This is a genomic window from Mycobacterium sp. NGS19 (genome assembly GCF_059813155.1).
The window spans coordinates 744,147-766,944 of the sequence record NZ_JCALEB010000002.1; the positions used below are offsets into that span (position 1 = coordinate 744,147).

The window sequence follows — 22,798 nt, forward strand, 5'->3', positions numbered from 1 at the left end:
GCAGAGACTTACCCGGCCGACATGCTGGATAACCGTCGAAAACTGGGGAAGTACTTCGCGGTGACAGCCCAACGACTGGAAACCATGCTGCGCGAACGCGTCGACGGCGAGGTGCGCTTCGACGACGCGAGCCGGGCCGCCTATTCCACCGATGCGTCGAATTTTCGGCAAGTGCCCATCGGTGTCGTGATCCCGCACACGCCCGAGGCGGCGGCCACCGCTGTTGCCGTTGCTCGCGAGTGCGGCGCTCCTATCCTCTCCCGCGGCGGCGGCACCAGCCTGGCCGGCCAGTGCACCAACACCGCCGTGGTGGTCGACTGGTCCAAATACTGCAACAAGCTCGAGTCCGTCGACGCCGACGCCCGTCGCTGCGTGGTGCAACCGGGCATCGTCCTCGACGATCTCAACCGCCAATTAGCAAGTACTGGTTTGCGATTCGGGCCCGAGCCGGCCACACACATGAACTGCACGCTGGGCGGGATGATCGGCAACAATTCGTGCGGCGCCACCGCGCAACGCACCGGCAAGGTCGTCGACAACATCGCACGCCTGGAAGTTCTGTGCTACGACGGCACCCGGTTCTGGTGCGGACCGACCACCGACGACGAGTACGCCCGCATCGAGGCGCGGGGTGATCTGCGTGCGGCGATCTACCGCCAACTGCGCCGACTACGCGACGAGTACGCCGACGACATCCGCGACGGCTTTCCGCACATCCCGCGGCGGGTGTCCGGCTACAACCTGGACTCGCTGCTGCCCGAGCACAGCTTCGACGTGGCCGGGCTGTTGGTGGGCAGTGAGTCGACGTTGGTCACCGTGTTGCGAGCGGAGCTGAAGTTGGTCGACGTGCTGCCGGAGCGCACGCTGGTGGTGCTGGGTTATCCGAGCATCGACAAAGCCGGCGACGCCGTACCGGCTGTGCTGCCGCACCAGCCGATCGCATTAGAGGGTTTGGACTCCAAGCTGATTCGCGACGAACAGCTCAAGCACCTCAACCCAGAGGCGTTGAGGAAGCTGCCCAAGGGGCCGGCGTTTTTGATGGTGCAATTCGGCGGTCACGACAAAGAGCACGTCGACCAGCGGGCTCACCGGCTGCTCGAGGCACTGGAAGGCGGCGACCACGACCCGACGGTCGCATTCCTCGACGACCCCGATCGTGAAGAGGAACTGTGGCACGTGCGCGAGGCCGGACTGGCCGCGACCGCGCATGTCCCCGGCCGTCCGGAAACATTTGAGGGATGGGAAGATTCGGCGGTCGCACCCGAGAAGCTGGGCGAATACCTGCGGCGGTTGACTGGGCTGTTCGCCGACTTCGGTTACGAGAGCGACACCGGTCCCAGTCTCTACGGACACTTCGGCCAGGGCTGCGTGCATACCCGGATTCCGTTCGACCTGTTCACCGCCGACGGGGTGGCCACCTATCGCCGGTTCCTGCAATGCGCCGCCGACCTGGTAAGCGAGTTCGGCGGCTCACTGTCCGGCGAGCACGGTGACGGGCAGACTCGGGGCGAGCTGTTGCCCAGGATGTTCGGCCCGCGGCTGATGGACGCGTTTGAAATGCTCAAGGGCATCTTCGACCCGTTCAACAAGATGAACCCGGGGAAGGTGGTCTTCCCCAGGCGCCTCGACCAGAACCTGCGACTCGGATCGGATTGGGCCCCAAAGGCTCCCACCGACCTGCACTTCCGATATCCGCACGACGAAGGCTCGTTCGTGCATGCTGTCAACCGCTGCGTCGGTGTCGGCAAGTGCCGCCAGCATTCCACCGATGGCGGTCAGGTGATGTGCCCGTCCTACCAGGTGACCCGCGAAGAGCACTACACCACGCGAGGCCGGGCCCGGCTGCTGTTCGAGATGCTCGACGGTCACGGCGATAGCCCGATCCGCGGCGACGGGTGGCGATCGGCAGCGGTCAAGGATGCGCTCGACTTGTGCTTGGCCTGCAAGGGATGCAAGACCGATTGCCCCGCCAACGTCGACATGGCCACCTACAAGGCCGAATTCCTGGCGCACCACTATGCCGGTCGGCAGTGGCGCCGGCCGCGCTCCGACCTGACGATGGGCTGGCTACCCGTCGCCGCCCGCATGGTGACTGCCGCGCGACTGGGGCCGCTGCTCAACGCGGCCGCTGCCTCGCCGAAACTGCGCCGGGCGGTCATAGCCGCTGCCGGGATCGAGGACCGTGACATCCCGCGGTTCGCGAATCAGACACTGCGGCAATGGTTTCGATCGCACACGCCGCGGGGCTCGGGTGAGCGCGGCACCGTCATGCTGTGGCCGGACACTTTCACCGACTGCTTTCATCCGCACATCGGCCAGGCCGCCATTGCCGTGCTCGAAGACGCCGGCTGGTCGGTCACCCTGCCGCCGAAGGCGTTGTGCTGCGGACTGACCTGGGTGTCCACCGGACAGCTCACCACCGCGAAGAAGGTTCTGTCGCGTACGGTGCGAGTACTCGCGCCGCACGTGCGGGCCGGCGGGCTGGTGGTGGGGCTGGAACCCAGCTGCACCACCGTCTTTCGCGCGGACGCGGCCGAGCTGTTTCCCGACGACCACGACGTGTTGCGGCTGCGCGACCAGACCGTCACGCTGGCCGAATTGCTCACCCGCCATTCGCCCGGCTACTGCCCGCCCGCCCGCCACGTCGACGCGCTGGCGCAGGTGCACTGCCACCAGCACGCGGTGCTCGGCTGGCAGGCCGACGAGGAACTGTTGCGTGCCGCCGGCGTGGACGTGCATCGCCTGGACTCCGGATGCTGCGGATTGGCAGGCAATTTCGGTTTCGAACGCGGCCATCTCGAGGTGAGCAAGGCATGCGCTGAACGGGTGCTGCTTCCCGAGATCCGCCGCGCCTCTCAGGACACCGTGGTACTGGCCGACGGCTTCAGTTGCCGCACCCAGATTGCCGAGCTGGCCAGTGGCCGTGAGGGACTGCACCTGGCCGAACTACTCGCCGACGGAAAGGGACAAGCATGCGAGCGATCACTGTCGAGCCGGGCCACCGTGGAACGCTGAAGGTCGCCGACGTGCCCGACCCGGAGCCGGGTGGGGGCGAGCTGCTGGTCGAGGGCATCGCGGTCGGCGTGTGCGGCACCGACAAGGAGATCGTCGCCGGCGAATACGGCTGGGCGCCGGCGGACACCCCGTGGTTGGTGCTCGGCCACGAATCGCTGGGCCGGGTTCGCCAAGCGCCTCCGGACAGCAACTTCAGGGAAGGTGACCTGGTGGTCGGCGTGGTCCGCCGCCCGGATCCGGTGCCGTGCGGTGCATGCGCGCACGGGGAATTCGACATGTGCCGCAACGGCCGATACCGCGAACGCGGCATCAAGGAACTGCACGGCTACGGCAGCCAGCAGTGGACCGTCGAACAGGATTACGCCGTGCGGCTCGACCCGGCGCTGCATGACGTCGGCGTGCTGATGGAGCCCACCTCGGTGGTGGCCAAGGCGTGGGAGCAGGTCGACGCGACAGGGCAGCGCAGTTGGTTCGAGCCGCACCGGGTGCTGGTCACCGGCGCCGGCCCGATCGGTTTGCTGGCCGCACTGATCGGCACGCAGCGCGGTCTGGACACCCACGTGCTGGACCAGGTCACCAGCGGGCCCAAACCCGAACTGGTGAAGTCGCTGGGCGCGACCTACCACCACGACGACGTCGACTCCGTCGCCAAGCAACTGCAGCCCGACGTCGTCATCGAGGCAACCGGCGTCGCGAGCCTGGTCTTCAGCGCCCTGCAGCACACCGACACCTACGGCATCACCTGCCTGACCGGGGTGTCGCCGACCGGCCGGAAGCTCAGCGTGGACGCCGGTGCGGTGAACCGGGAGATCGTGCTGGAAAACGACGTCGTGGTCGGTTCGGTCAACGCGAACCTGCGTCACTACCAGCAGGCCGCCGACGTGCTGGCGCGCGCGGACACCGGGTGGCTGGCGCGGCTGATCACCCGCAGGGTGCCGCTGGAGCGCGCCACCGAGGCGTTCGAGAAGCGAGACGGCGACGTCAAAGTGGTGATCGACCTCGACGGGCGCAACTGATGGCACCCAGCCGTATCGAGGACTACGCGCTGATCGGTGACCTGCACACGGCCGCGATGGTCGGCCGCGACGGCAGCATCGACTGGCTGTGTCTGCCGCGGTTCGACTCCGGGGCATGCTTTGCGGCCCTGCTGCACGACGAGTCGGCCGGACACTGGCGGCTCGCGCCGGCCGGCTGCGCAGCAGCGACCCGGCGGGGCTACCGCGACGACACGTTGATCTTGGACACCGAGTGGGACACCGACGGCGGGTCGGTGCGGGTCACCGACTTCATGCCGCCGCGTGGCGACGCCGCCGACGTGGTGCGGATCGTCGAAGGGCTGACGGGCACGGTGCGCATGAGCATGCGGCTGGTTATCCGCTTCGACTATGGGCACATCGTGCCGTGGGTGCGCCACGACGACGCCGGACTGACCGCCGTCGCCGGACCGGATGCGGTGTGTCTGCGGACGCCGGTGCCGGTGCACGGCCGCGACATGGCCAGCGTCGCCGAGTTCGACGTGAGCGCCGGGCAGCGGATTCCGTTTGTGCTCACCCATGTGCCGTCCTATCAACCCTGGAAAACGCGGGCCGAGGGCGAGCAGTCGCTGACCGACACCGAAAAGTATTGGCACGACTGGATCAGCCACTGCACCTATCGCGGCCCGTGGGAATCGGCGGTGCGCCGCGCGCTGATCACGTTGAAGGCGTTGACCTACCATCCCACCGGTGGCATCACCGCCGCGGCTACCACGTCGCTGCCGGAAGACCTTGGCGGCGTGCGCAATTGGGACTACCGCTATTGCTGGCTACGCGACGCGTCGTTCACGCTGCAGGCGCTGCTGGGCACCGGTTACATCGACGAGGCCAAAGCCTGGCGCGACTGGCTGGTGCGAGCCGTGGCCGGCGACCCGTCCAAGCTGCAGATCATGTACGGCCTCGACGGCGCGCGCCGGCTGCCTGAGCTCACGCTCGACTGGCTGTCCGGCTACGAAGGCTCTCGGCCGGTGCGCGTGGGCAATGCTGCGGCAGCGCAATTCCAGCTAGACGTGTGGGGCGAGGTCTTGGACGGCCTTCACTTCGCCCGCGACACCGGACTGTCGGCCGAGGAGACCGCGTGGGACGTTCAGCGCGCGCTCTTGGATTTCCTCGAAAGTCATTGGCAGGAGCCAGATTCCAGTCTTTGGGAGGTCCGCGGTCCGCGGCGGCATTTCGTGCACTCCAAGGTGATGGCATGGGCGGGCGTCGACCGGGCAGTGCACACCGTGGAGTGTCAGGGGCTCGACGGCCCGGTGGACAAGTGGCGCGCGCTACGCGACGAAATCCACGCGGACGTCTGCGCCAAAGGCTACGACTCCGACCGCGAGACGTTCACCCAGTTCTACGGCTCGCGCGGGCTGGATGCCGCGTTGTTGCTGCTGCCCCGCGTGGGCTTTCTGCCGTGGACCGATCCGAGAATGCTCGGCACCGTGAAGGCGGTGCAGCGCGAATTGTCGAGCGACGGCTTTCTTTTGCGGTACCGGCCCGATGCCGACGGCGGCGTCGACGGGCTACCGGGACATGAGGGCGCGTTTCTGGCGTGCACGTTCTGGCTCGCCGACGCGCTGCACGGCATCGGCCGCCGCGACGAAGCTCGCGAGCTTTTCGAGCGGCTGCTGTCGCTGCGCAACGACGTCGGACTGCTCAGCGAGGAATACGACACGGGCAGCGGACGCCAGGTGGGCAACACCCCGCAGGCGTTCTCCATGGTCGGATTGGTCAACACCGCACGCCAGCTCACCGGGACGTCCGCGGAGACCGATTCTGATTGATTCTCGGCGATCCTGAAAGCAGCGTCGGCGACACTGGTGATGACGAGATGACGCCAAACTGCGCGGGGGGAGGTGGTGACGAGTGGCAGCGTTGCCCGATGCAGCCACGCTGGAGAGTGCGTTGGACATGGCTGCGCGAGCGCCTTCGGTTCAGAATTCTCAGCCGTGGCATTGGCGGGTCAGCCGGGAAGGTGTGCACCTGTACGCCGACCGCAGTCGCCAACTCGGCGATGCCGACTTCGACCGGCGGGACGTCCTGCTGAGCTGCGGCGCTGTGCTGGACCACTGCGTCGTGGCGTTCGCGGCACACGGCTGGCACACCCACGTTCGGCGCTTCCCCGACGTCTCCGACCGCGATCATCTGGCCCTGATCGAGATCATCGAGACGCCGAGCCCCGAACCCACCAGAGAGTTGGCCGACGTCATCGCACGCCGCCGCGCCGACCGACGGCGGTATGGCGAGGGCCCGCTTCCGCCCGGCACGCTGGAACTGCTCTATGTCCGCGCGGCGCGCCGTCGGGTCACCCTGGGCGTGGTTCCGCGCGTGAGATGGTTCCGCCGGGACAGCGTGGCGCTGCGCTACGGCGGGACAGCCGCCAGCGCAGACCCGGCGCATGAGGACGACGGTGTGCTGCTCGTGATGGGAACCGAGACGGACGACGATCCGGCGCGGCTGCAGGCAGGTGAGGCGCTGAGTCGGCTCCTGTTGTCCGCCACGGCATTGGGACTGTCCAGTTGCCCGCTCACCGACCCACTCAGGCAAACACGAGACCGTCTGGCGCTCGCATGTGAGGTGTTCGACGGTGAGCGTTATCCGCAAGCATTGATCCGGTTGGGTCAGGGGTCACCCGACAGCGATCCGCTGCCCGAAATCGAGCGACTGTCGGTCGCGGAGACGACGAGCTGGGACAGCGGCATCCGTTAAGTGCAATCAGCCCGCGGTCGCCGGCGCGGCCATCTCCGCCCACAGCCTGCGGCGCAGCCGATCGAGTGTGCTTGCCAGCAGCCGCGATACATGCACCTGTGACTTGCCCAGCCGTTGAGCAATCTGGGTCTGGGTCATGCAGTCGCAGAACCGCATTCGCAGGATCTCGCGCTCCTGCTCTGACACTTGGGTGAGCAGGCCCGCGACCGCGACGCAGTCTTCGACGATGCCGTAGTGCGGGTCCTCGACACCGTGCAGCGACATCGTCGTGGCATCTCCGGTGTGGCTGCCGGGCAGCGCGGCGTCGAGGGACAACGGCCGGTACGCGTACGCGGCGTCCAGCGACTGCGACACCTCGTCGGAGTCGATGCCGAGTTCGCCGGCCAGTTCGGCGGCTGTCGGCGCGCGACCGAGCCGCTGCGACATCGGGTCGACAGCCGCACGCACGCGCAGATGGGTGTCTTTGAGCTTGCGTGGTACCCGCATGCCCCACGTGTTGTCGCGGAAGTACCTGCGCACCTCGCCGAAGATCGTCGGCACCGCGTAGGCCAGGAACCGCCCGCGGCCAGGATCGAAGCGGTCCACCGCCTTGACCAGCCCAAGCCGGGCCACCTGCAGTAGGTCGTCGCCCGGTTCGCCGCGGCCGACGAATCGGTAGGCGATGTGGTCGGCCAGCGGCAGACACCTGGTGATCACGTCGTTGCGCTGGCGTTCGAACTGGGCGCTCTCGCGGGGGATGTCGGCCAACTCCTCGAGCATCGCCTCCACGTGGGAGTAGTCCTCGTCGGTTGATTGGGGTTGCGGCGACGGCGGCCGGCACGTGCGGTCGTGGTCAGCGGAAACATCCATCGAGAAGTAGCCCCCTTCCCAGCGCTACAGACCTGTCTGTAGCGTAGACTACCCGTACCGGTCTGGTACAAACCTGAGAGAGGATTCGCTGATGAGCGTCACCCAATCAGCCGACGCGCGTGAGCGGATCATCGCGACCGCGTACGAGCTGTTCACCCGGCGCGGCATCCGCGATGTAGGAGTCGACGAAGTGGTGGAGAAGGCCAACGTCGCCAAGACCACGCTGTACCGGCATTTTCCGTCCAAGGACGAGCTGGTGCTGGCGTTCCTGGAAGAACGCGAACAGCAGTGGACCGTCGACATCGTCGACCGGCAGTCGGCGCAACGCGCCGACGATCCCGAGGGCCAGCTGCTGGCGATCTTCGACGTGTTCCACGACTGGTTCCACCAGCGCACGGACTACGAGGCGTGCTCGTTCGTCAAAGTCTTGATGGAGATGGGCGCCGAGGGCCCGATCGGTCAAGCCTGCATCGCGCACCTCGACAACATCCGCACGATCGTGCGGCAGCGTGCGCAACGCGCAGGCCTGCGCGACCCGGACGAGTTCTCGTGGTCCTTCAACGTCTTGATGAAAGGCAGCATCGTCGCGGCCGCCGAAGGCGACTTGGAGGCCGCCCGGCGGGCCAAGACCATGGCGGTCTGGCTGATCGACGCGTACCGGCGCTAGGCCCGCCGGTACCGCTCCAGGTCGGCCTGGCGCACGCTGAGGCCGTGGCCGATGTCCGCCTGCTTCGGCTCGACCGTTCCGCCGGTCGGATCCAGCGTCCCGTCGAACGCCAGCGACTCGATCCGCACGTGGTCATGGAACCACTCGAGGTGACGCAGATTCGGCGTCGCAGCCGCCGCATGCACGTGCAAATGCGGGGCGCAGTGGCCGGACACCTCTAGCCCGTGCGCCGCTGCCACGGCGGCCGCACGCTGCCATTCGGTGATGCCGCCGCACCGCGACGCGTCGACTTGCAGGCAGTCGACTGCCTCGGCGGCGCACATGCGCCGGAAATAGGTGAGATCGCTGCCGTACTCCCCCGCCGCGACGTCGGCGTCCACGGCGGCGCGCACCGCGCGCAAGCCTACGAGGTCGTCGGATGACACCGGCTCCTCGAACCACGTGACGCCGAGCCCGGAGGCCTCCCGCATGACGCGCACCGCCTGCTTGCCGGTGTAACCGCCGTTGGCGTCGACGAACAGTGCAGCATCCCCGATCACCTTGCGCGCCAACGTCATTCGGCGAAGGTCGCGAGCCGTGTCACCACCCCACGACTCGGCGATCTTGATTTTGACTCGCGGTATCTGCCGCTGGTGCACCCAACCGCTGAGCTGCTCGGTGAGGCGGGCGTCGTCGTAGCTGGTGAAGCCGCCGCTGCCGTAGATCGCGACGTCGGCACGCACAGCGCCGAGGAGTCGGTGCAGCGGCAGGTCGAGCAGGCGGCCCTTGAGGTCCCACAGCGCAACGTCGACAGCCGAGATCGCATACCCGGCTACGCCGGGCCGGCCGGCGTTGCGCACGGACTTCACCATCGCGTCGAAGGCGCCGCCGACGTCGAACGCATCGTGTCCGCACACGACGCCGGCGAGTTCGTCGCGCACGAAGTTCGCGCAGACCGCGGGCCCGTATGTCCATCCGACACCCACTTGGTGGCCCGCGCGGACCGTCACGAGCACCAGCGTGGTCGACGTCCACGTGAACGTGCCGTCGGCCTCGGGCGCATCCGTCGGAATCGTGTACGCCGCGGCGTCCACCTCGCGGATTGCGGTCTCGGCCGCAACCGCGCTCATCGCTTCGCGGTGTCGCGGTGCGGTAGGAACTCCTGCGCCTTGACTTTGATGCCCTCCTTGAGGATCCCGAACGCGTCCTCGTCACCCTTCAGCACGGCCGTCGCGGCGTCTTTCATCTGCTCGAAGGTCGCATGCGGGGGCACCGGCGGGATGTCGGGATCGCAGTGCACGTCGAGCACGGTCGGCCGGTCGGCCGCCAACGCCTGATCCCATGCCGGCGCGATGTGGTCCGGCTCGGTCACCGTCACCGATCCGAAGCCCAGGCTGGCCGCGAACGCGGCGTAATCCACATCCGGAAGTGTCTGCGACTCAGGGAATTTCGGCGATCCACCCATTGCCCGCATCTCCCAGGTCACCTGGTTCAGGTCGTTGTTGTGCAGCACCGCGACGATGATCCGCGGGTCGGACCACTCCTTGTAGTAGTGGGCGATCGTGATGAGCTCGGCCATGCCGTTCATCTGCATCGCGCCGTCGCCCGCGAACACGATCGCCGGCCGGTCCGGATGGGCGAACTTCGCGCCGATGCCGTACGGCACGCCGGGACCCATCGTGGCCAGCGTGCCGGACAGCGATCCGCGCACGCCGTCGCGGAACTTCAGCTGCCGCGCATACCAATTGGCCGCCGACCCCGAGTCCGCGGTGACGATCGCGTTGGGCGGCAAGCGTTTCGACAGCTCCGCGAACAGCAGCATCGGGTTGATCGGGTCGGCTTCGACGCGGGCCTCCATCGCCATGGTTTCCCACCACCGGGCGACGTTGTCTTCGATCTTCTTGCGCCAGGACCGGTCCTCTTTGCGCTGCAGCAGCGGCAGCAGCTCCCGAAGCGTCGCGGCGGCGTCGCCGACGAGGTTGACCTCGTTGGGGTAGCGCATCCCGATCAGCGCCGGATCGATGTCGATCTGGACGCCACGGGCCTGGTCGAAGCCGGGCAGGAACTGCGTGTAAGGGAAGCTGGACCCGACAGTCAGCAGCGTGTCGCAGTCGCGCATCATCTCGTAACTCGGCCGGGTGCCCAGCAGACCGATCGAGCCGGTCACCCACGGCAACTCGTCGGACAGAACGTCTTTTCCCAGAAGGGCTTTCGCGACGCCGGCGCCGAGCACGTCAGCAACCTGGGTGACCTCGGCCGCGGCGCCTCGCGCACCGCAGCCGATCAACATCGCCACCCGGCTACCGGCGTTGAGCACCTCAGCGGCGCGGCGCACACCGTCGGGGTCTGGTGTGACGACCGGCCATTCGAAGCCCACGCTCGACGGCACCATCTTGAACGCGTGCGACGGCGGCGAGTAGTCGAGCTCTTGCACATCGGCGGGGATGATGACGGCCGTCGGCGCGCGGCGGGTCATCGCGGTGCGGATCGCGCGGTCGAGCACGTTGGGCAGCTGCTCGGGCACCGTCACCATCTGGATGTAGTCGCTGGCGACGTCTTTGAACAAGCTCATCAAGTCGACCTCTTGCTGGTATGAGCCGCCCATGGCGCTGCGGTTGGTCTGCCCGACGATCGCGAGCATGGGCACGCGGTCCAGCTTCGCGTCGTAGAGCCCGTTGAGCAGGTGGATAGCGCCCGGCCCGGACGTCGCCGCGCAGACACCGATGCGGCCGCTGAATTTCGCATAGCCCACCGCCTCGAATGCACACATCTCTTCGTGGCGAGCCTGGATGAACTTGGGGTTGTTGTCGGCGCGGCCCCAGGCGCCGAGCAGGCCGTTGATGCCATCGCCCGCGTACGCGAAGACTTTCTCGACGCCCCAGTCGCGGAGTCGTTCCAGCACAAAGTCGGCCACCGTGGTCGATGACATCGGGACACCTCTTCTCGATTGAAGTCAGCTCGAGGAAGGTGTTACCCGGCAACTGCTCGGCGTAGACAGAAAGCCGAGGCCGCTGTGAGCCGGGGTATCGTGCCGACGTGACGCGCGATCACGGCGATCCGGGCGACGCGCCCTCGGTGCCGCCTCCCCTGGCGCCGGTCGTCAACCCGCGCCGACCGTCGGCTGCCGAGGAAGCCCGCACCATCGCGGCGTCCACCAACACCGCCACCTTGGCCACGCTGACCACGGGCGGTGATCCGTGGGCGTCGCTGGTCACCTACGGGCTGCTGAACGGCGCGCCGGTGTTGTGCGTGTCGCGGATGGCCGAGCACGGCCGCAACCTCGACCACGATCCGCGCGCGAGCCTGTCGATCGTCGCCCCCAGCACCGACGCCGACCCACTGGCCAATTCCCGAATCACACTGGCGGGCAAGGCTGAACGCCCGGTTGGCGACGAACTCGACGCGGCCCGCAGCGCCCATCTCGCTGCGGTGCCCGCGGCCAAGTACTACATCGACTACAGCGACTTCTCCGTGTGGGTGCTGCGCGTGCAGCGGGTGCGCTGGGTGGGAGGCTACGGCCGGATGGATTCGACGACGGGTGCGGAGTACCTGTCCGCAGCACCTGATCCGGTGAAGCCACTGGCCGCAGCGGCGATCGAACACCTCAACGCCGACCACGCCGACTCGCTGACCTCGATGGCACGGGTGCTCGGCGGATACCCCGACGCGCAGTCCGCCACCTGCACCGGCGTCGACCGCTACGGGCTCGACCTGAGAGTCACCACGCCCCGCGGAAGGGCTTATACCCGAGTCGGGTTCGCGTCAGCTATCGATTCGGTCGACCAATTGCGTTCGGCTGCAATTGAATTGGTCCGCCGGTCGTCATGACGTCAGCCCTCGTCGCCCAACAGGGTGTCGGCGGCGATGATCGACGCCGAGATCGCGGCCGGGAAACCGCCGTAGAACGCGACATGGGTGATCAGCGCTGAGATCTCGTCGTGCGTCAGCCCGTTGTCGACGGCGCGGCGCAGATGCGCGGGCAGCTCGTCGGGGCGGTAGAGCGCCGTCAGCGCGGCCAGCGTCGCGATGCTGCGGTCGCGCGGGCTGAGGCGTTCATCGGTCCACACGTCCGAATACAGCGGATCATTGATCAACTCGGTGAGCTGGGGAGTGAAACGCCGCGCGGCCTCACGCGGAGACTCCGGATAGTTGGTCATCGCTGCTTTTCCAATGCCTTCGCGCACGCCGCCAGTATCGCGGCGAAGCTCGACCGCAGCAGTCGCGAGCTGACCGCCTCCATCAATTTGCCGCCGCCGTGGACCGGGTGGGTGTAGCTGCTCGTCCAGTCGACGCGTTTTCCGTCTTGCACGGGCGTCAGCGTCAGTGTTCCACCGTCGTGTGCAATGGGCGGAAACGCCCGCAGGATCAGATACGAGTAGCTGTGCGGCGGGTCGTAGCCGGTGATCCGCTCGCGAAACCACAAGCCTAGCCCGGTCACCTCGCGCAGAGCTCCTACGCCGGGCGCCGGTGAGTCGTTCGTATAGCCAGCCGTCAAAGCCAGCGGAGCGGCGGTCAGATTGGCTGGCTCGGCCAGCCAATCGAAGACCTCCTGTGGCGGAGCCGCGATTGTGCGCTGCACGTGTAGCTGGACCATGAGCCTCCTCGATCTTCGGTCTGCCCAGCGTGCGACGGTGGTCAACTGGCCGCCCACTCCGCTGATCTGCGGTAGCGTGCCAGTACAGTGCCACACCTACAGACGGGAATCGCGATGAGGTCACGTTCGGTCACGCGTTGGGCAGCTGTCGCGGGTGCCGGCGCACTGATCGCGATGGGCGGTCTGACCGCCGGTTGCGGCGGCAAAGGTGAGGAAAAGCCCTCCACCACAACGCCTCCCACCACGACCACAACTACCACCACTACTCCGCCGCCGGTGTCGCCGACACAGCACGACATCAGCCCCAACGGACCGAACCTGTTCACGCCCACGCCGGTTCAGCCCATGCCCACCGTGTCGACGCACAAGCGCAGTCACGAGTAGGTCGTAGGAGCGGTCGCGAAGCCGGCGCAGACGTCGAGGTCCGCGTGGACCCGCTGGATGCGGGTGTTCGGGGCCGTGGTTGTGTTGCTGACCGCCGCGTCCGACCTGCGTCCGTCATCGCCGGATTCACGTGTGGTCGACGGCCCACTGGCGTTATTGCTCAGCGCTTCAACCGATCTCGGGCACGCGTCCACCGGCGAGGTACAGATGACCGTCATGCTGCGGGACGCAAGCCGGCCGCGAGCGTTGGCGGCTTGGGCGCGCGACAACGCGCTGTCGGTGCGCTGGCGTCCGGGCGACACCTGGGCGATCGTGGAGGGCGCACCCAGCGCCGTCGCCGAGACGTTCGACGTCGCGGTGCACGAGTACCGCGGGCGGCGCGGTCAGGTGTTCTACGCGTCGCCGCAGCAGCCGTCCATGCCGGCTTCGCTGGACCTCGAAGTGAGCGGCGTCGGAAGGATCCTCGGCTATACACCGCACCACACGGCACGCCCGCCTGTGCCGCTGACCGGCCGCCAGCCGGGCCTGACCCCTGTCGAGCTGTTGACGGCTTACAACGCGAATGGCCTTGTTGCTCAAGGCTTCACCGGTAAAGGCGCCACCATCGTGTTCTTCGAATTCGACGGTTTCGACCAAGCCGACCTCGATACGTTCGCACAGCAATCAGGGCTGCCGTCCTTCGCACCGGTGCTCATCGGCGGTCAACCGGGCAAGCCGACCGGCGAGACCACGATGGATCTCGAGGTCGCCCATGCGGTCGCCCCGGACGCGCAGCTGGTGGTAATCAATGCCGTGCCCACACTTCAAGGCGACGGCAATTTCGAGAAGATTGCGGCGATGTTCGACGACGCCGATCGACGCTTCCCGGGCGCGGTCTGGAGCCTGTCGATCGGCTGGGCGTGTGACCGGTTGTTGACTGCCGCCGATCTCGCGCCGGTCCGCGCGGCGCTCGCCAAGGCGCAGGCCCGCGGTACCGCAGCGTTCGCAGCCACCGGCGACAACGGCGGCCTGCAGTGCAAGGGCGGTGACGATTGGTCATCCCCGCCGGGGCCGAATGATATTGGCCTGGACGCGGTTTCGTCGTTGCCGGAGATGACCGCAGTGGGTGGCACGGCGTTGTCGCTCGACGAGAACGGGGGGTGGCTGGCCGAGCAGGCGTGGGTGAACTCGCCTCTGACAACCGGCAGCAGCGGCGGCGTGTCGGCGCTCTTCGCACGCCCCGGATGGCAACAGGGTGTCACGTCGGCGCGAGACGGCACCCACCGGCTGTCTCCCGACGTCGCCGCGGTCGCAGACCCGTTCACCGGACTGCGGATCGTGTTCGGCCAGCAGGTGCTGGTCGGCGGCGGCACCTCGCAGGCGGCACCGATCTGGGCCGGACTCGCCGCAGTGATGAACCAGTACCTGATCGCCAACAGCGGCCATGCGCTGGGTGCGCTGAACCCGCTGCTGTACCGGGTGGCGGCCGGGGCGTCGCGCCCGGCGTTTCGCGACGTGTCGCTCGGCGCGAACGCAGTGGATGTCGCCACCCCGGGATACGACCTGATCACCGGGCTGGGGCCGCCGAACGTGACGAACCTGGCCCGCGACATCCTCGACATCCAGAAGGGCGCGTGATGAGTACCGGCGAGGTGCCGACCACCGCGTGCCCGGTGTGCGAAGCCGACGTGCCCGCGGGCGCGTTCTGTGGCTATTGCGGCTCACACCTGGTGGCGCAGCGCGGTGACGGGCCGGCGTGGCTGCGGTTGCGGGCGTTCAGTGCGGCACCGACCCAGCACGTGTTGCTGCCGTCGGTGACGAGCTCGCTGTTCCCGCATCTGCACCACCGCTCTCAAGCGCCGTTCCGGATCGGATTGGCGGTGCTGGTGGCGGCGTTGGCCGCGTTCTCGGCGCTGCGGTGGCAGGCGCCGTTGATTGCGGTCAGCGTGCTCGGCTTGCCGCTGCTGTTCCATCTCTATCTGCTCGAGTCGCACACCTACCGCGATCTGCCGCGGCGCGTCCTGCTGTTCAGTACGGCTCTGGCGATCGTCCTGGGCGTCGGCTGGGCGTGGCAAACCGGCGCGGTAATCGCCCGCAGCTACGACGTCGCGTTTCGCACTGGCATGGAGTTCAAGCAGCCGCTGTGGGAGGGGCTTCTGATCCCGGTCGGCGGTGCACTGGTGATGCTGGTGCCGAGCGTGGCGGCGCGGCTGTGGAGTGTCGGCCCACGCGAGTCATTGGACGGCTTTCTCGTAGGCGCGATCACGGCGATGAGCTTCACCGCCGCTGCCACGCTCACGCGGTTGACGCCGCAGTTCGCCACCGGGTTGATGGCCACCAACCGCCCGATCATCGGGCTGATCGCCGAAGCCGTCATTCGCGGCGTGGCGATGTCCCTCGTCGCCGCGACGGCCGGCGGCATGCTCGGCGCGACCCTCTGGTTCACCAAACCCGTTCCAGCACACCAACATCGAGGTCAGGCGCTAGCGCATCCACTGCCCGCCACGGTGACCATACTCATCGCCTACGCGATCGTCGGGCTGACGGATGCGTCTCCTGCCCCCGAAACATGGCAATTGGTGGTGCATTTGGCGGTCGCGCTGATGATGCTGCTGGCCCTGCGGATGGTGCTGCACATGGCGCTGCTGCGTGAGACACAAGAGCCGGTGAGCTCCGAACCGCTGTTGTGCGAGCACTGCAGGCACGTGATCCCCGACATGGCGTTCTGCCCGCATTGTGGCGCGGCCATCCGCGCGTCGTCCCGCACGTCACGCACCGAAAGACGGCGACACCGGCCCGTGCGGATCGAGCCGCGCCCGGAGGGTCCGTGAGCGCGCCCGCATCCCTCGATCACTCGGTGCTACCGGGCTACGCGCTGCCGGCAGGCTCTTATGCGGCGGCGCCGGTACGGCACACCTCGCATCGCCGGGTGCTGGTGCAGCTTCTGGTCGGGGTGGCCGTGGTGATCGTCGGCGTGGTGGTGGCGTTTCAACTGCTCACCCCATCGGCACCGCGATACGTCTGCCCACCGGACTGCGGCCAGCCGCCACTCGGAAAACCGGTGCAACGGTTGCCGCGCTTCACGTCTGGAGACGGTGCATTCTCCGTGGCGTACCCCGGTCCGGGCACCGCCTACCGCGTCAGCATGAAACCGAACGGCGTGACCGCGGAGTTCACCGGCGGTGACGGCGGCACCATGCAGCTGTTCGGCGAGCCGGCACTGGGCCGGCAGCCGGTCGACATCGCGCACGAGCTGCTCGACGAGACCTATCCCGACGCGGTCAAGGACTACGAGATCCCGAACGCGATGGTCGGCTACCAGCTGGGCTACGGCGAGGTGGCTGACGTATATCCACAAGACGCGGCGGGCAACTTCGTGCGGCTGCGCGTGCTGGTGATGGTCGCGGTGAAGCACGATCTGGCATTGATCGCCGCGGCCGTCGGTCCGTACCACCGCTTCACGCCGGACTTCAGCACCGGCCAGCCGTCGGGCGTCAATCTTGCGCTCGCGCTGGACATGGCCGCCTACGTCAACAGCTTCATGTGGCGGGGCGACCCGCCGCGCTGACCACCAGACGCGGCCGCAGCCGCTCCGGTGTGATGTCGGCGCCGGCGCGCACGTCGGCACTCAACTGCTCGGCGTGGCGCACCAGCCCGTCGGCGTCGATCCCGTGCGGCACCGGCCGCGCGCTCGATTTCAGCCGGGCCACCGCGCGGTCGAGCAGTGCGCTTGCGCCCCTGCGGTTTCCGCGCTGGATATGGGTGATCCCGACTGCCAGTTGAGCCAGCCCCTGCCACAGCATGCGTTCTTGGGCGGGCCCGTTTTTCCAGGCCGCCTCCAGCACCTCGTGAGCGTTGAACGCGAGCCCACGGTCGAGGAGGTCTTGGGCGTAGCGCAGGGTTTCGGTCGGCGCGAGGTCGAGGTCGTCGGGGATGCGGGGCACGCCCTGGCTGCCGCGCGGGAGCGGCCGGCCCAACGCGTCGCGGGGACGCGCATTGCGGGCGTTGCCCGACTCGTCGCGGTCGCGTGACGGCATACCCGGTTGGTCCTTGTGCTCGATGGGTGCTTGGGGGAATTGTGGACCACACATCCGGTGGCAACGAAGCGCTCGGAGGGAATGCCGTGGCAGACAAGAGCAGCACAGCCAAAGGGGGTGGTGCCGCGCCGGTCGTGGACAGCCCGGCGGCCATCCGCAATGTGGTCCTGGTGGGGCCGTCGGGGGCCGGTAAAACCACACTCGTCGAGGCGCTGCTGGTAGCCGCGGGGGTGCTTCAGCGAGCCGGGTCGGTGGTCGACGGCACCACAGTGTGCGACTTCGACGACGCCGAGATCCGCCAGCAACGTTCGGTGGGGCTGGCGGTCGCGCCGCTGATGCACGATGGCGTCAAGGTGAACCTGATCGACACCCCCGGCTACGCCGACTTCGTGGGCGAGTTGCGCGCCGGCCTGCGAGCCGCCGACTGCGCGCTGTTCGTGATAGCCGCCAACGAGGGCGTCGACGAGCCCACCAAGATGCTGTGGCAGGAATGCGACCAGGTGGGCATGCCGCGGGCAGTGGTGGTGACAAAGCTCGACCACCCGCGTGCCAATTACGAGAACGCGCTGGCCGCCACCCGGGACGTGTTCGGCGACAAGGTGTTGCCGCTGTACCTTCCGGTGGACAACGGCTTGCTCGGGCTGCTGACTCAGCGCTGGTTTTTGTACGAGGACGGCAAACATGAAGTGCGAGAACCTGATTCGTCGTATACCGACCGGATCGAAGATGCCCGCGGCTCGCTGATCGAAGGCATCATCGAGGAGTCCGAGGACGAGTCGTTGATGGACCGCTACCTCGGTGGTGAGGACATCGACCAGGCGGTGCTGATCGAGGACCTGGAGAAGGCGGTCGCGCGTGGGTCGTTCTTTCCGGTCATTCCGGTCTGCAGCAGTACCGGCGTCGGAACGCTCGAGTTGCTGGAGGTGGCGACCAGCGGCTTCCCGTCACCGCTAGAGCATCCGCTGCCGGAGGTGTTCACGCCTCAGGGTGCCGCACGCACGCACCTCACCTGCGACCCGGCCGGCCCGTTGCTGGCCGAGGTGGTCAAGACGACCTCCGACCCGTACGTCGGGCGGGTGAGCCTGGTGCGCGTGTTCTCCGGCACCATCCGACCCGATGCGACGGTGCATGTCTCGGGTCACTTCAGTCAGTTCTACGAGCACAGCAGCCACGCCGACCACGACGAAGACGAACGCATCGGGCCGCTGTCGTTTCCGCTGGGCAAGCAGATGCGGCCGGCCCCGGCCGTCATCGCCGGCGACATCTGCGCGATCGGCCGACTCACCCGGGCAGAGACCGGAGACACGTTGTCGGACAAGGGCGAACCGCTTGTACTCAAGCCGTGGTCGATGCCCGAGCCGCTGCTGCCGGTGGCGGTGCAGGCGCACGCGAAGACCGACGAAGACAAGCTGTCGGTGGGTCTGCAGCGGTTGGCCGCCGAGGACCCGACTTTGCGTATCGAGCAGAACCAGGAAACACACCAGATTGTGTTGTGGTGCATGGGCGAAGCGCACGCCGGTGTGGTCCTCGACGCGCTCGCCAACCGCTTCGGGGTCACCGTCGACACCGTCGAACTGCGGGTGCCGCTGCGAGAAACGTTCGGCAGCAAGGCAAAAGGCCACGGCCGCCATGTCAAGCAGTCCGGCGGACACGGCCAGTACGGGGTCTGTGACATCGAGGTGGAGCCGCTGCCGGAGGGATCGGGATTCGAGTTCGTCGACAAGGTCGTGGGCGGCGCGATTCCGCGCCAGTTCATTCCCAGTGTCGAAAAGGGCGTACGCGCACAGATGGAAAAGGGCGTTGCCGCAGGCTATCCCGTTGTCGACATCCGGGTGACGCTGCTCGATGGAAAGGCGCACAGCGTCGACTCGAGCGACATGGCCTTCCAGATGGCCGGTGCGCTGGCGCTGCGGGAGGCGGCCGCCGCGGCGAAGATCAACCTGCTCGAACCGGTGGACACGGTGTCGGTGGTGGTGCCCGACGATCTGGTGGGCGCGGTGATGAGCGACCTGTCCGGCCGACGCGGCCGCTTGCTCGGCACGGACAACGTCGGCGACAACCGCACGATGATCAAGGCCGAGGTGCCCGAAGTGGAGCTGACCCGGTATGCGATCGACCTGCGTTCGCTGTCTCACGGTGCAGGCTCGTTCACCCGCACGTTCACCCGTTACGAGCCGATGCCGGAGTCGGCGGCCGCGAAAGTCAAAGCCAGCGCCTGAGAGTGTGCGATTTCGGTGCGTTTCCCTGCGCTGAGCGCCGGTTTGCGCACCGAAATCACGGTAGGGAGGTCGAGCTGTGACCGCTGTTAGCCCGTTTCGCATCGCAGTGCCCGACGACGTCCTCGACGACTTGCGACGCCGGCTCGCCCACACCCGGTGGCCGGAGCGCGAAACCGTCGACGATTGGAGCCAGGGCATCCCGCTGGCCTACACCCGGGAACTCGCCGAGTACTGGGCCGACGGGTACGACTGGCGCTCCCGCGAAGCGGCACTGAACCGGTTCGGCCAGTTCACCACCTTGATCGACGGGCTGACCATCCACTTCATCCATCAGCGCTCCCGCAACGACGACGCGTTCCCGCTGATCATCACCCACGGCTGGCCCGGCTCGATTGTGGAGTTCCAGAAGGTGATCGAGCCGCTCAACGACGCCGGATTCCACGTGGTCTGCCCGTCGCTGCCCGGCTACGGGTTCTCAGGAAAGCCGACCACCACCGGATGGGGCGTCGACAAGACCGCCGACGCGTGGGAGACGTTGATGACCCGGCTGGGCTACGACCGCTACGGCGCGCAAGGCGGCGACTGGGGCGCCGCGGTGACGACGGCGATCGGCCGCAACGGCGCGACCAACCACTGCGTGGGGATCCACCTCAACTTCGCGATCGCTTTCCCGCCAGGCGATCTGAGTGATCCGACACCAGAGGAGAAGCAAGCGCTGAAGGCCATGCGCTACTACGACAAGTGGGATTCGGGCTACTCCAAGCAACAGTCGACGCGTCCGCAAACAGTCGGCTACGGGTTGGTCGATTCCCCGGTCGGGCAGCTGGCCTGGATCGTCGAGAAGTTCTGGGCGTGGACGGACTGCGACGGGCATCCGGAGAACGCACTGACCAAAGACGAGCTGCTCGACAACGTGATGACGTACTGGGTGACGGCGTCGGCCGCATCATCGGCCCGGATGTACTGGGAAAGCTACAACTACTTCGGCAGCTCGGGCCGCGTCGAAATGCCCACGGGCATAGCGTCTTTCCCGAAGGAGGTCGTGCGCCCTCCGCGGCACTGGTGTGAGCCCAAGTACAACATCACGCACTGGACCGCGATGCCGCGCGGCGGGCACTTCGCCGCATTCGAGCAGCCGGACTTGTTCGTCGAAGACGTCCGGAAGTTCTTCGCGACGGTGCGCTAGGCGTTTGCCCTGAGTTACACCGAACGTGAGTGCAGAGCGAAATTTCGCCCGGTTTTTCGCGCTGTGCTCACGCTCGGTGAAGCTGACGGCACATGCCGGATGCCGGGCGCGCCGAGGCGAATCTGACTAGCCGGCCGGCCGTGGCGCACTAGTCTTTTCAGCTGACGAAAGGACGGTTTGCGGTGCGCACCGAATCCACGACCGACTTCGAGCCGCGCGCGGCCAGCGGTGCGCAGACGGCGCGGCTGGGGTTGACGGTCGGAGCCCTCGGTGTGGTGTTCGGCGACATCGGCACCAGCCCGATCTACACGATCCAGACGGTGTTCAATCCACGCGATCCGCACCCGGTACCGATATCCGAGCACAACATCTACGGCATCGTGTCGTTGATCTTCTGGTCAGTGATGATCATCGTCACGCTGACGTACGTCACGCTGGTGATGCGCGCCGACAACCACGGCGAGGGCGGCATCATGGCGCTGATCACGCTGGTGCGAAAGTGGGCCAGCGGCAGGAGTCGTCACACGGCGATGATCCTGGCCAGCCTCGGAATCTTCGGCGCCGCACTGTTCTTCGGCGACAGCATGATCACCCCTGCCATCTCGGTGCTGTCCTCCGTCGAAGGCCTCAAGGTGGTCGAGCCGGGCTTCGAGGACTGGGTGGTGCCGGTCACCGCGGTGATCATCGTGCTGTTGTTCTCCGTGCAGCGACGGGGCACGGGTACGGTTGGCCGGTTGTTCGGACCGGTGATGATCGTCTGGTTCGTGGCCATCGGCGCGTGCGGGATACGCAGCATCGTCGACCACCCGCTGATCCTCAAGGCGTTGTCACCGACGTATGCGCTGGCGTTCATCGCCGGTCACTTCCACATCGCGTTTTTCGCCTTGGCGGCAGTGGTGCTCGCAGTGACCGGCGCCGAAGCGCTCTACGCGGACATGGGCCATTTCGGCCGGCCGGCGATCGTCCGCGCCTGGCTGCTTCTGGTGTTGCCGGCCTGCACACTGAGCTATTTCGGTCAGGGGGCGTTGCTGCTCGGCGACGAGAAAAACCGCAGTGCGCCGTTTTTCCTTCTCACCCCGGAATGGGCGCGGATTCCGATGGTGCTGTTGGCCACTGCCGCGACGGTCATCGCATCGCAGGCAGTGATCACCGGGGCGTATTCGGTGGCGTCGCAGGCCGCGCAACTGGGTTATCTGCCGCGTCTGCGGATTGCCCATACTTCGGAATCGACGGTCGGGCAGATCTATGTGCCGTGGATCAACGGGATGCTGTTGGTCGCGGTGCTCACGCTGGTGTTCGCATTCCGCAGCTCCAGTGCGCTGGCCTACGCGTTCGGAATGGCGGTGACCGGAACGATCACGATCACGACGCTGCTGTTCTTCTACCTCGCCTACACACGATGGCGAACTCCGTTGTGGCTGGTGCTCATTGGCGGCGGCACGCTGCTGGCCGTGGACCTGATGTTCTTCGCCGCGAACCTCACCAAACTGGTGCACGGCGCATGGCTGCCACTGCTGATCGGCATCACCGCGTTCACGGTCATGACCACCTGGCAGCGCGGCCGCGAGATCGTGACGCGGGCACGTGCGCAAGCCGAAGGCCCGCTTCGCGGCTTCATCGACGAGATCACGCACCGGCAGCCGCCACTCGTGCGCATTCCGGGCACAGCCGTGTTCTTGAACCGCGGCAGTGAAACCGCCCCGCTGGCGTTGCGGGCCAACGTCGAACACAACCGCGTGCTGCACGAGCACGTCGTGATCTTGTCGCTCGACACTCTGCCCGTGCCACGTATCTCGGACGACGAGCGCGCTCAGATCGACGATCTGGGTTATGCCAAAGACGGCATCCTCCACGTCAACGCCCGGTTCGGTTACATGGAAAGACCCAATGTGCCAAGGACTTTACGGCTGCTGGACCCCAGCGAGACCGAGGGGAAACTCGCCGTCGAGAACGCGTCGTACTTCCTGTCGAAGCTGGAGCTGGTCACGGGCAACGCGCCGACGATGGCCAAATGGCGCAAGAAATTGTTCATCGCCACGTCGTACATCACTGCCGATGCCGCCGCGTTCTTCGGCCTGCCCTTGGACCGCACCGTGGTGATGGGCTCACGCATCGAGGTGTAGCCGCCCACGCTGGGCGCCGAAACGGTATTCCGCGT

19 protein-coding genes are annotated in these 22,798 nt (G+C 67.1%); 13 read left to right on the forward strand and 6 right to left on the reverse strand.

Annotated features, from left to right (window positions below):
* The first annotated feature begins 21 nt into the window (after window positions 1-21).
* The 4 genes from AC5Y4N_RS08970 to AC5Y4N_RS08985 all read left to right on the forward strand — a co-directional run bounded on the left by AC5Y4N_RS08970 (window position 22) and on the right by AC5Y4N_RS08985 (window position 6,746).
* Window positions 22-3,015 (forward strand): FAD-binding and (Fe-S)-binding domain-containing protein, encoded by a 2,994-nt coding sequence (locus tag AC5Y4N_RS08970; protein WP_499904624.1) that lies wholly within the window; start codon window positions 22-24, stop codon window positions 3,013-3,015.
* Window positions 2,973-4,031 carry a glucose 1-dehydrogenase gene (locus AC5Y4N_RS08975; RefSeq protein ID WP_499904620.1) on the forward strand — a complete coding sequence of 353 codons (1,059 nt, stop codon included), beginning with the start codon at window positions 2,973-2,975 and terminating at the stop codon, window positions 4,029-4,031. The genes AC5Y4N_RS08970 and AC5Y4N_RS08975 overlap by 43 nt, the downstream gene beginning before the upstream one ends.
* Window positions 4,031-5,821: a glycoside hydrolase family 15 protein gene (locus tag AC5Y4N_RS08980; protein WP_499904618.1), complete on the forward strand. Its 1,791-nt coding sequence runs from the start codon at window positions 4,031-4,033 to the stop codon at window positions 5,819-5,821. The genes AC5Y4N_RS08975 and AC5Y4N_RS08980 overlap by 1 nt, the downstream gene beginning before the upstream one ends.
* Before the next feature lie 82 nt (window positions 5,822-5,903).
* On the forward strand, window positions 5,904-6,746 hold the full coding sequence (locus AC5Y4N_RS08985; RefSeq protein WP_499904616.1) for a nitroreductase family protein: 843 nt from the start codon (window positions 5,904-5,906) through the stop codon (window positions 6,744-6,746).
* 6 nt (window positions 6,747-6,752) lie between these two features.
* Here the strand turns inward: AC5Y4N_RS08985 and AC5Y4N_RS08990 are convergent, their stop codons facing one another.
* The gene (locus AC5Y4N_RS08990) at window positions 6,753-7,595 is read right to left on the reverse strand and encodes a SigB/SigF/SigG family RNA polymerase sigma factor (RefSeq protein WP_499904613.1); all 843 of its coding nucleotides are present in this window, start codon (window positions 7,593-7,595) and stop codon (window positions 6,753-6,755) included.
* A 91-nt stretch (window positions 7,596-7,686) separates the two neighbouring features.
* Here AC5Y4N_RS08990 and AC5Y4N_RS08995 point away from each other — a divergent pair, with 91 nt between their 5' ends.
* Window positions 7,687-8,262: a TetR/AcrR family transcriptional regulator gene (locus tag AC5Y4N_RS08995; protein WP_499904611.1), complete on the forward strand. Its 576-nt coding sequence runs from the start codon at window positions 7,687-7,689 to the stop codon at window positions 8,260-8,262.
* Here the strand turns inward: AC5Y4N_RS08995 and AC5Y4N_RS09000 are convergent.
* A complete protein-coding gene (locus tag AC5Y4N_RS09000; protein WP_499904609.1) occupies window positions 8,259-9,371 on the reverse strand; it encodes an enolase C-terminal domain-like protein in 1,113 nt (370 codons plus the stop codon). The two genes, AC5Y4N_RS08995 and AC5Y4N_RS09000, sit on opposite strands and share 4 nt — an antisense overlap.
* On the reverse strand, window positions 9,368-11,170 hold the full coding sequence (locus AC5Y4N_RS09005) for a thiamine pyrophosphate-requiring protein (protein WP_499904607.1): 1,803 nt from the start codon (window positions 11,168-11,170) through the stop codon (window positions 9,368-9,370). Before AC5Y4N_RS09005 ends, AC5Y4N_RS09000 begins: the two co-directional genes overlap by 4 nt.
* 107 nt (window positions 11,171-11,277) lie before the next feature.
* On the opposite strand from AC5Y4N_RS09005, the gene AC5Y4N_RS09010 reads away from it, so the two are divergent.
* The gene (locus tag AC5Y4N_RS09010) at window positions 11,278-12,069 is read left to right on the forward strand and encodes a HugZ family pyridoxamine 5'-phosphate oxidase (protein ID WP_499904604.1); all 792 of its coding nucleotides are present in this window, start codon (window positions 11,278-11,280) and stop codon (window positions 12,067-12,069) included.
* 2 nt (window positions 12,070-12,071) lie between these two features.
* Here the strand turns inward: AC5Y4N_RS09010 and AC5Y4N_RS09015 are convergent, their stop codons facing one another.
* Together AC5Y4N_RS09015 and AC5Y4N_RS09020 are read right to left on the reverse strand one after the other, a co-directional pair.
* Window positions 12,072-12,398: a carboxymuconolactone decarboxylase family protein gene (locus AC5Y4N_RS09015; protein ID WP_499904602.1), complete on the reverse strand. Its 327-nt coding sequence runs from the start codon at window positions 12,396-12,398 to the stop codon at window positions 12,072-12,074.
* The gene (locus tag AC5Y4N_RS09020) at window positions 12,395-12,835 is read right to left on the reverse strand and encodes an SRPBCC family protein (protein ID WP_499904599.1); all 441 of its coding nucleotides are present in this window, start codon (window positions 12,833-12,835) and stop codon (window positions 12,395-12,397) included. Before AC5Y4N_RS09020 ends, AC5Y4N_RS09015 begins: the two co-directional genes overlap by 4 nt.
* 114 nt (window positions 12,836-12,949) lie before the next feature.
* Here AC5Y4N_RS09020 and AC5Y4N_RS09025 point away from each other — a divergent pair, with 114 nt between their 5' ends.
* From AC5Y4N_RS09025 to AC5Y4N_RS09040, 4 genes are read left to right on the forward strand one after another with little or no spacing between them, the layout of a single operon-like run.
* Window positions 12,950-13,219, forward strand: coding sequence for a hypothetical protein (locus AC5Y4N_RS09025; protein ID WP_499904597.1), 270 nt, complete (start codon window positions 12,950-12,952; stop codon window positions 13,217-13,219).
* 57 nt (window positions 13,220-13,276) lie between these two features.
* Window positions 13,277-14,836 carry a S53 family peptidase gene (locus tag AC5Y4N_RS09030; protein WP_499904593.1) on the forward strand — a complete coding sequence of 520 codons (1,560 nt, stop codon included), beginning with the start codon at window positions 13,277-13,279 and terminating at the stop codon, window positions 14,834-14,836.
* Window positions 14,836-16,029 carry a zinc ribbon domain-containing protein gene (locus AC5Y4N_RS09035; protein ID WP_499904590.1) on the forward strand — a complete coding sequence of 398 codons (1,194 nt, stop codon included), beginning with the start codon at window positions 14,836-14,838 and terminating at the stop codon, window positions 16,027-16,029. The genes AC5Y4N_RS09030 and AC5Y4N_RS09035 overlap by 1 nt, the downstream gene beginning before the upstream one ends.
* A complete protein-coding gene (locus AC5Y4N_RS09040) occupies window positions 16,026-16,766 on the forward strand; it encodes a hypothetical protein (RefSeq protein ID WP_499904587.1) in 741 nt (246 codons plus the stop codon). The genes AC5Y4N_RS09035 and AC5Y4N_RS09040 overlap by 4 nt, the downstream gene beginning before the upstream one ends.
* Here the strand turns inward: AC5Y4N_RS09040 and AC5Y4N_RS09045 are convergent.
* On the reverse strand, window positions 16,738-17,235 hold the full coding sequence (locus AC5Y4N_RS09045; protein WP_499904581.1) for a DUF309 domain-containing protein: 498 nt from the start codon (window positions 17,233-17,235) through the stop codon (window positions 16,738-16,740). The two genes, AC5Y4N_RS09040 and AC5Y4N_RS09045, sit on opposite strands and share 29 nt — an antisense overlap.
* An 86-nt stretch (window positions 17,236-17,321) precedes the next feature.
* Here AC5Y4N_RS09045 and AC5Y4N_RS09050 point away from each other — a divergent pair, with 86 nt between their 5' ends.
* The 3 genes from AC5Y4N_RS09050 (at window position 17,322) to AC5Y4N_RS09060 (ending at window position 22,763) form a co-directional block, all read left to right on the forward strand.
* Window positions 17,322-19,454, forward strand: coding sequence for an elongation factor G-like protein EF-G2 (locus AC5Y4N_RS09050; RefSeq protein WP_499904579.1), 2,133 nt, complete (start codon window positions 17,322-17,324; stop codon window positions 19,452-19,454).
* 76 nt (window positions 19,455-19,530) lie between these two features.
* Window positions 19,531-20,640: an epoxide hydrolase family protein gene (locus AC5Y4N_RS09055; RefSeq protein ID WP_499904574.1), complete on the forward strand. Its 1,110-nt coding sequence runs from the start codon at window positions 19,531-19,533 to the stop codon at window positions 20,638-20,640.
* Window positions 20,641-20,822: 182 nt separating this feature from the next.
* A complete protein-coding gene (locus AC5Y4N_RS09060) occupies window positions 20,823-22,763 on the forward strand; it encodes a potassium transporter Kup (RefSeq protein ID WP_499904571.1) in 1,941 nt (646 codons plus the stop codon).
* The last annotated feature ends 35 nt before the right edge of the window (window positions 22,764-22,798 follow it).

Bases quoted from the DNA above. Each gene is read 5' to 3' on its own strand.
- AC5Y4N_RS08970 (WP_499904624.1), top strand. From the start codon at position 22: ATGCTGGATAACCGTCGAAAACTGGGGAAGTACTTCGCGGTGACAGCC.
- AC5Y4N_RS08975 (WP_499904620.1), top strand. From the start codon at position 2,973: ATGCGAGCGATCACTGTCGAGCCGGGCCACCGTGGAACGCTGAAGGTC.
- AC5Y4N_RS08980 (WP_499904618.1), top strand. From the start codon at position 4,031: ATGGCACCCAGCCGTATCGAGGACTACGCGCTGATCGGTGACCTGCAC.
- AC5Y4N_RS08990 (WP_499904613.1), bottom strand. From the start codon at position 7,595: ATGGATGTTTCCGCTGACCACGACCGCACGTGCCGGCCGCCGTCGCCG.
- AC5Y4N_RS08995 (WP_499904611.1), top strand. From the start codon at position 7,687: ATGAGCGTCACCCAATCAGCCGACGCGCGTGAGCGGATCATCGCGACC.
- AC5Y4N_RS09000 (WP_499904609.1), bottom strand. From the start codon at position 9,371: ATGAGCGCGGTTGCGGCCGAGACCGCAATCCGCGAGGTGGACGCCGCG.
- AC5Y4N_RS09005 (WP_499904607.1), bottom strand. From the start codon at position 11,170: ATGTCATCGACCACGGTGGCCGACTTTGTGCTGGAACGACTCCGCGAC.
- AC5Y4N_RS09015 (WP_499904602.1), bottom strand. From the start codon at position 12,398: ATGACCAACTATCCGGAGTCTCCGCGTGAGGCCGCGCGGCGTTTCACT.
- AC5Y4N_RS09020 (WP_499904599.1), bottom strand. From the start codon at position 12,835: ATGGTCCAGCTACACGTGCAGCGCACAATCGCGGCTCCGCCACAGGAG.
- AC5Y4N_RS09025 (WP_499904597.1), top strand. From the start codon at position 12,950: ATGAGGTCACGTTCGGTCACGCGTTGGGCAGCTGTCGCGGGTGCCGGC.
- AC5Y4N_RS09030 (WP_499904593.1), top strand. From the start codon at position 13,277: ATGCGGGTGTTCGGGGCCGTGGTTGTGTTGCTGACCGCCGCGTCCGAC.
- AC5Y4N_RS09035 (WP_499904590.1), top strand. From the start codon at position 14,836: ATGAGTACCGGCGAGGTGCCGACCACCGCGTGCCCGGTGTGCGAAGCC.
- AC5Y4N_RS09045 (WP_499904581.1), bottom strand. From the start codon at position 17,235: ATGCCGTCACGCGACCGCGACGAGTCGGGCAACGCCCGCAATGCGCGT.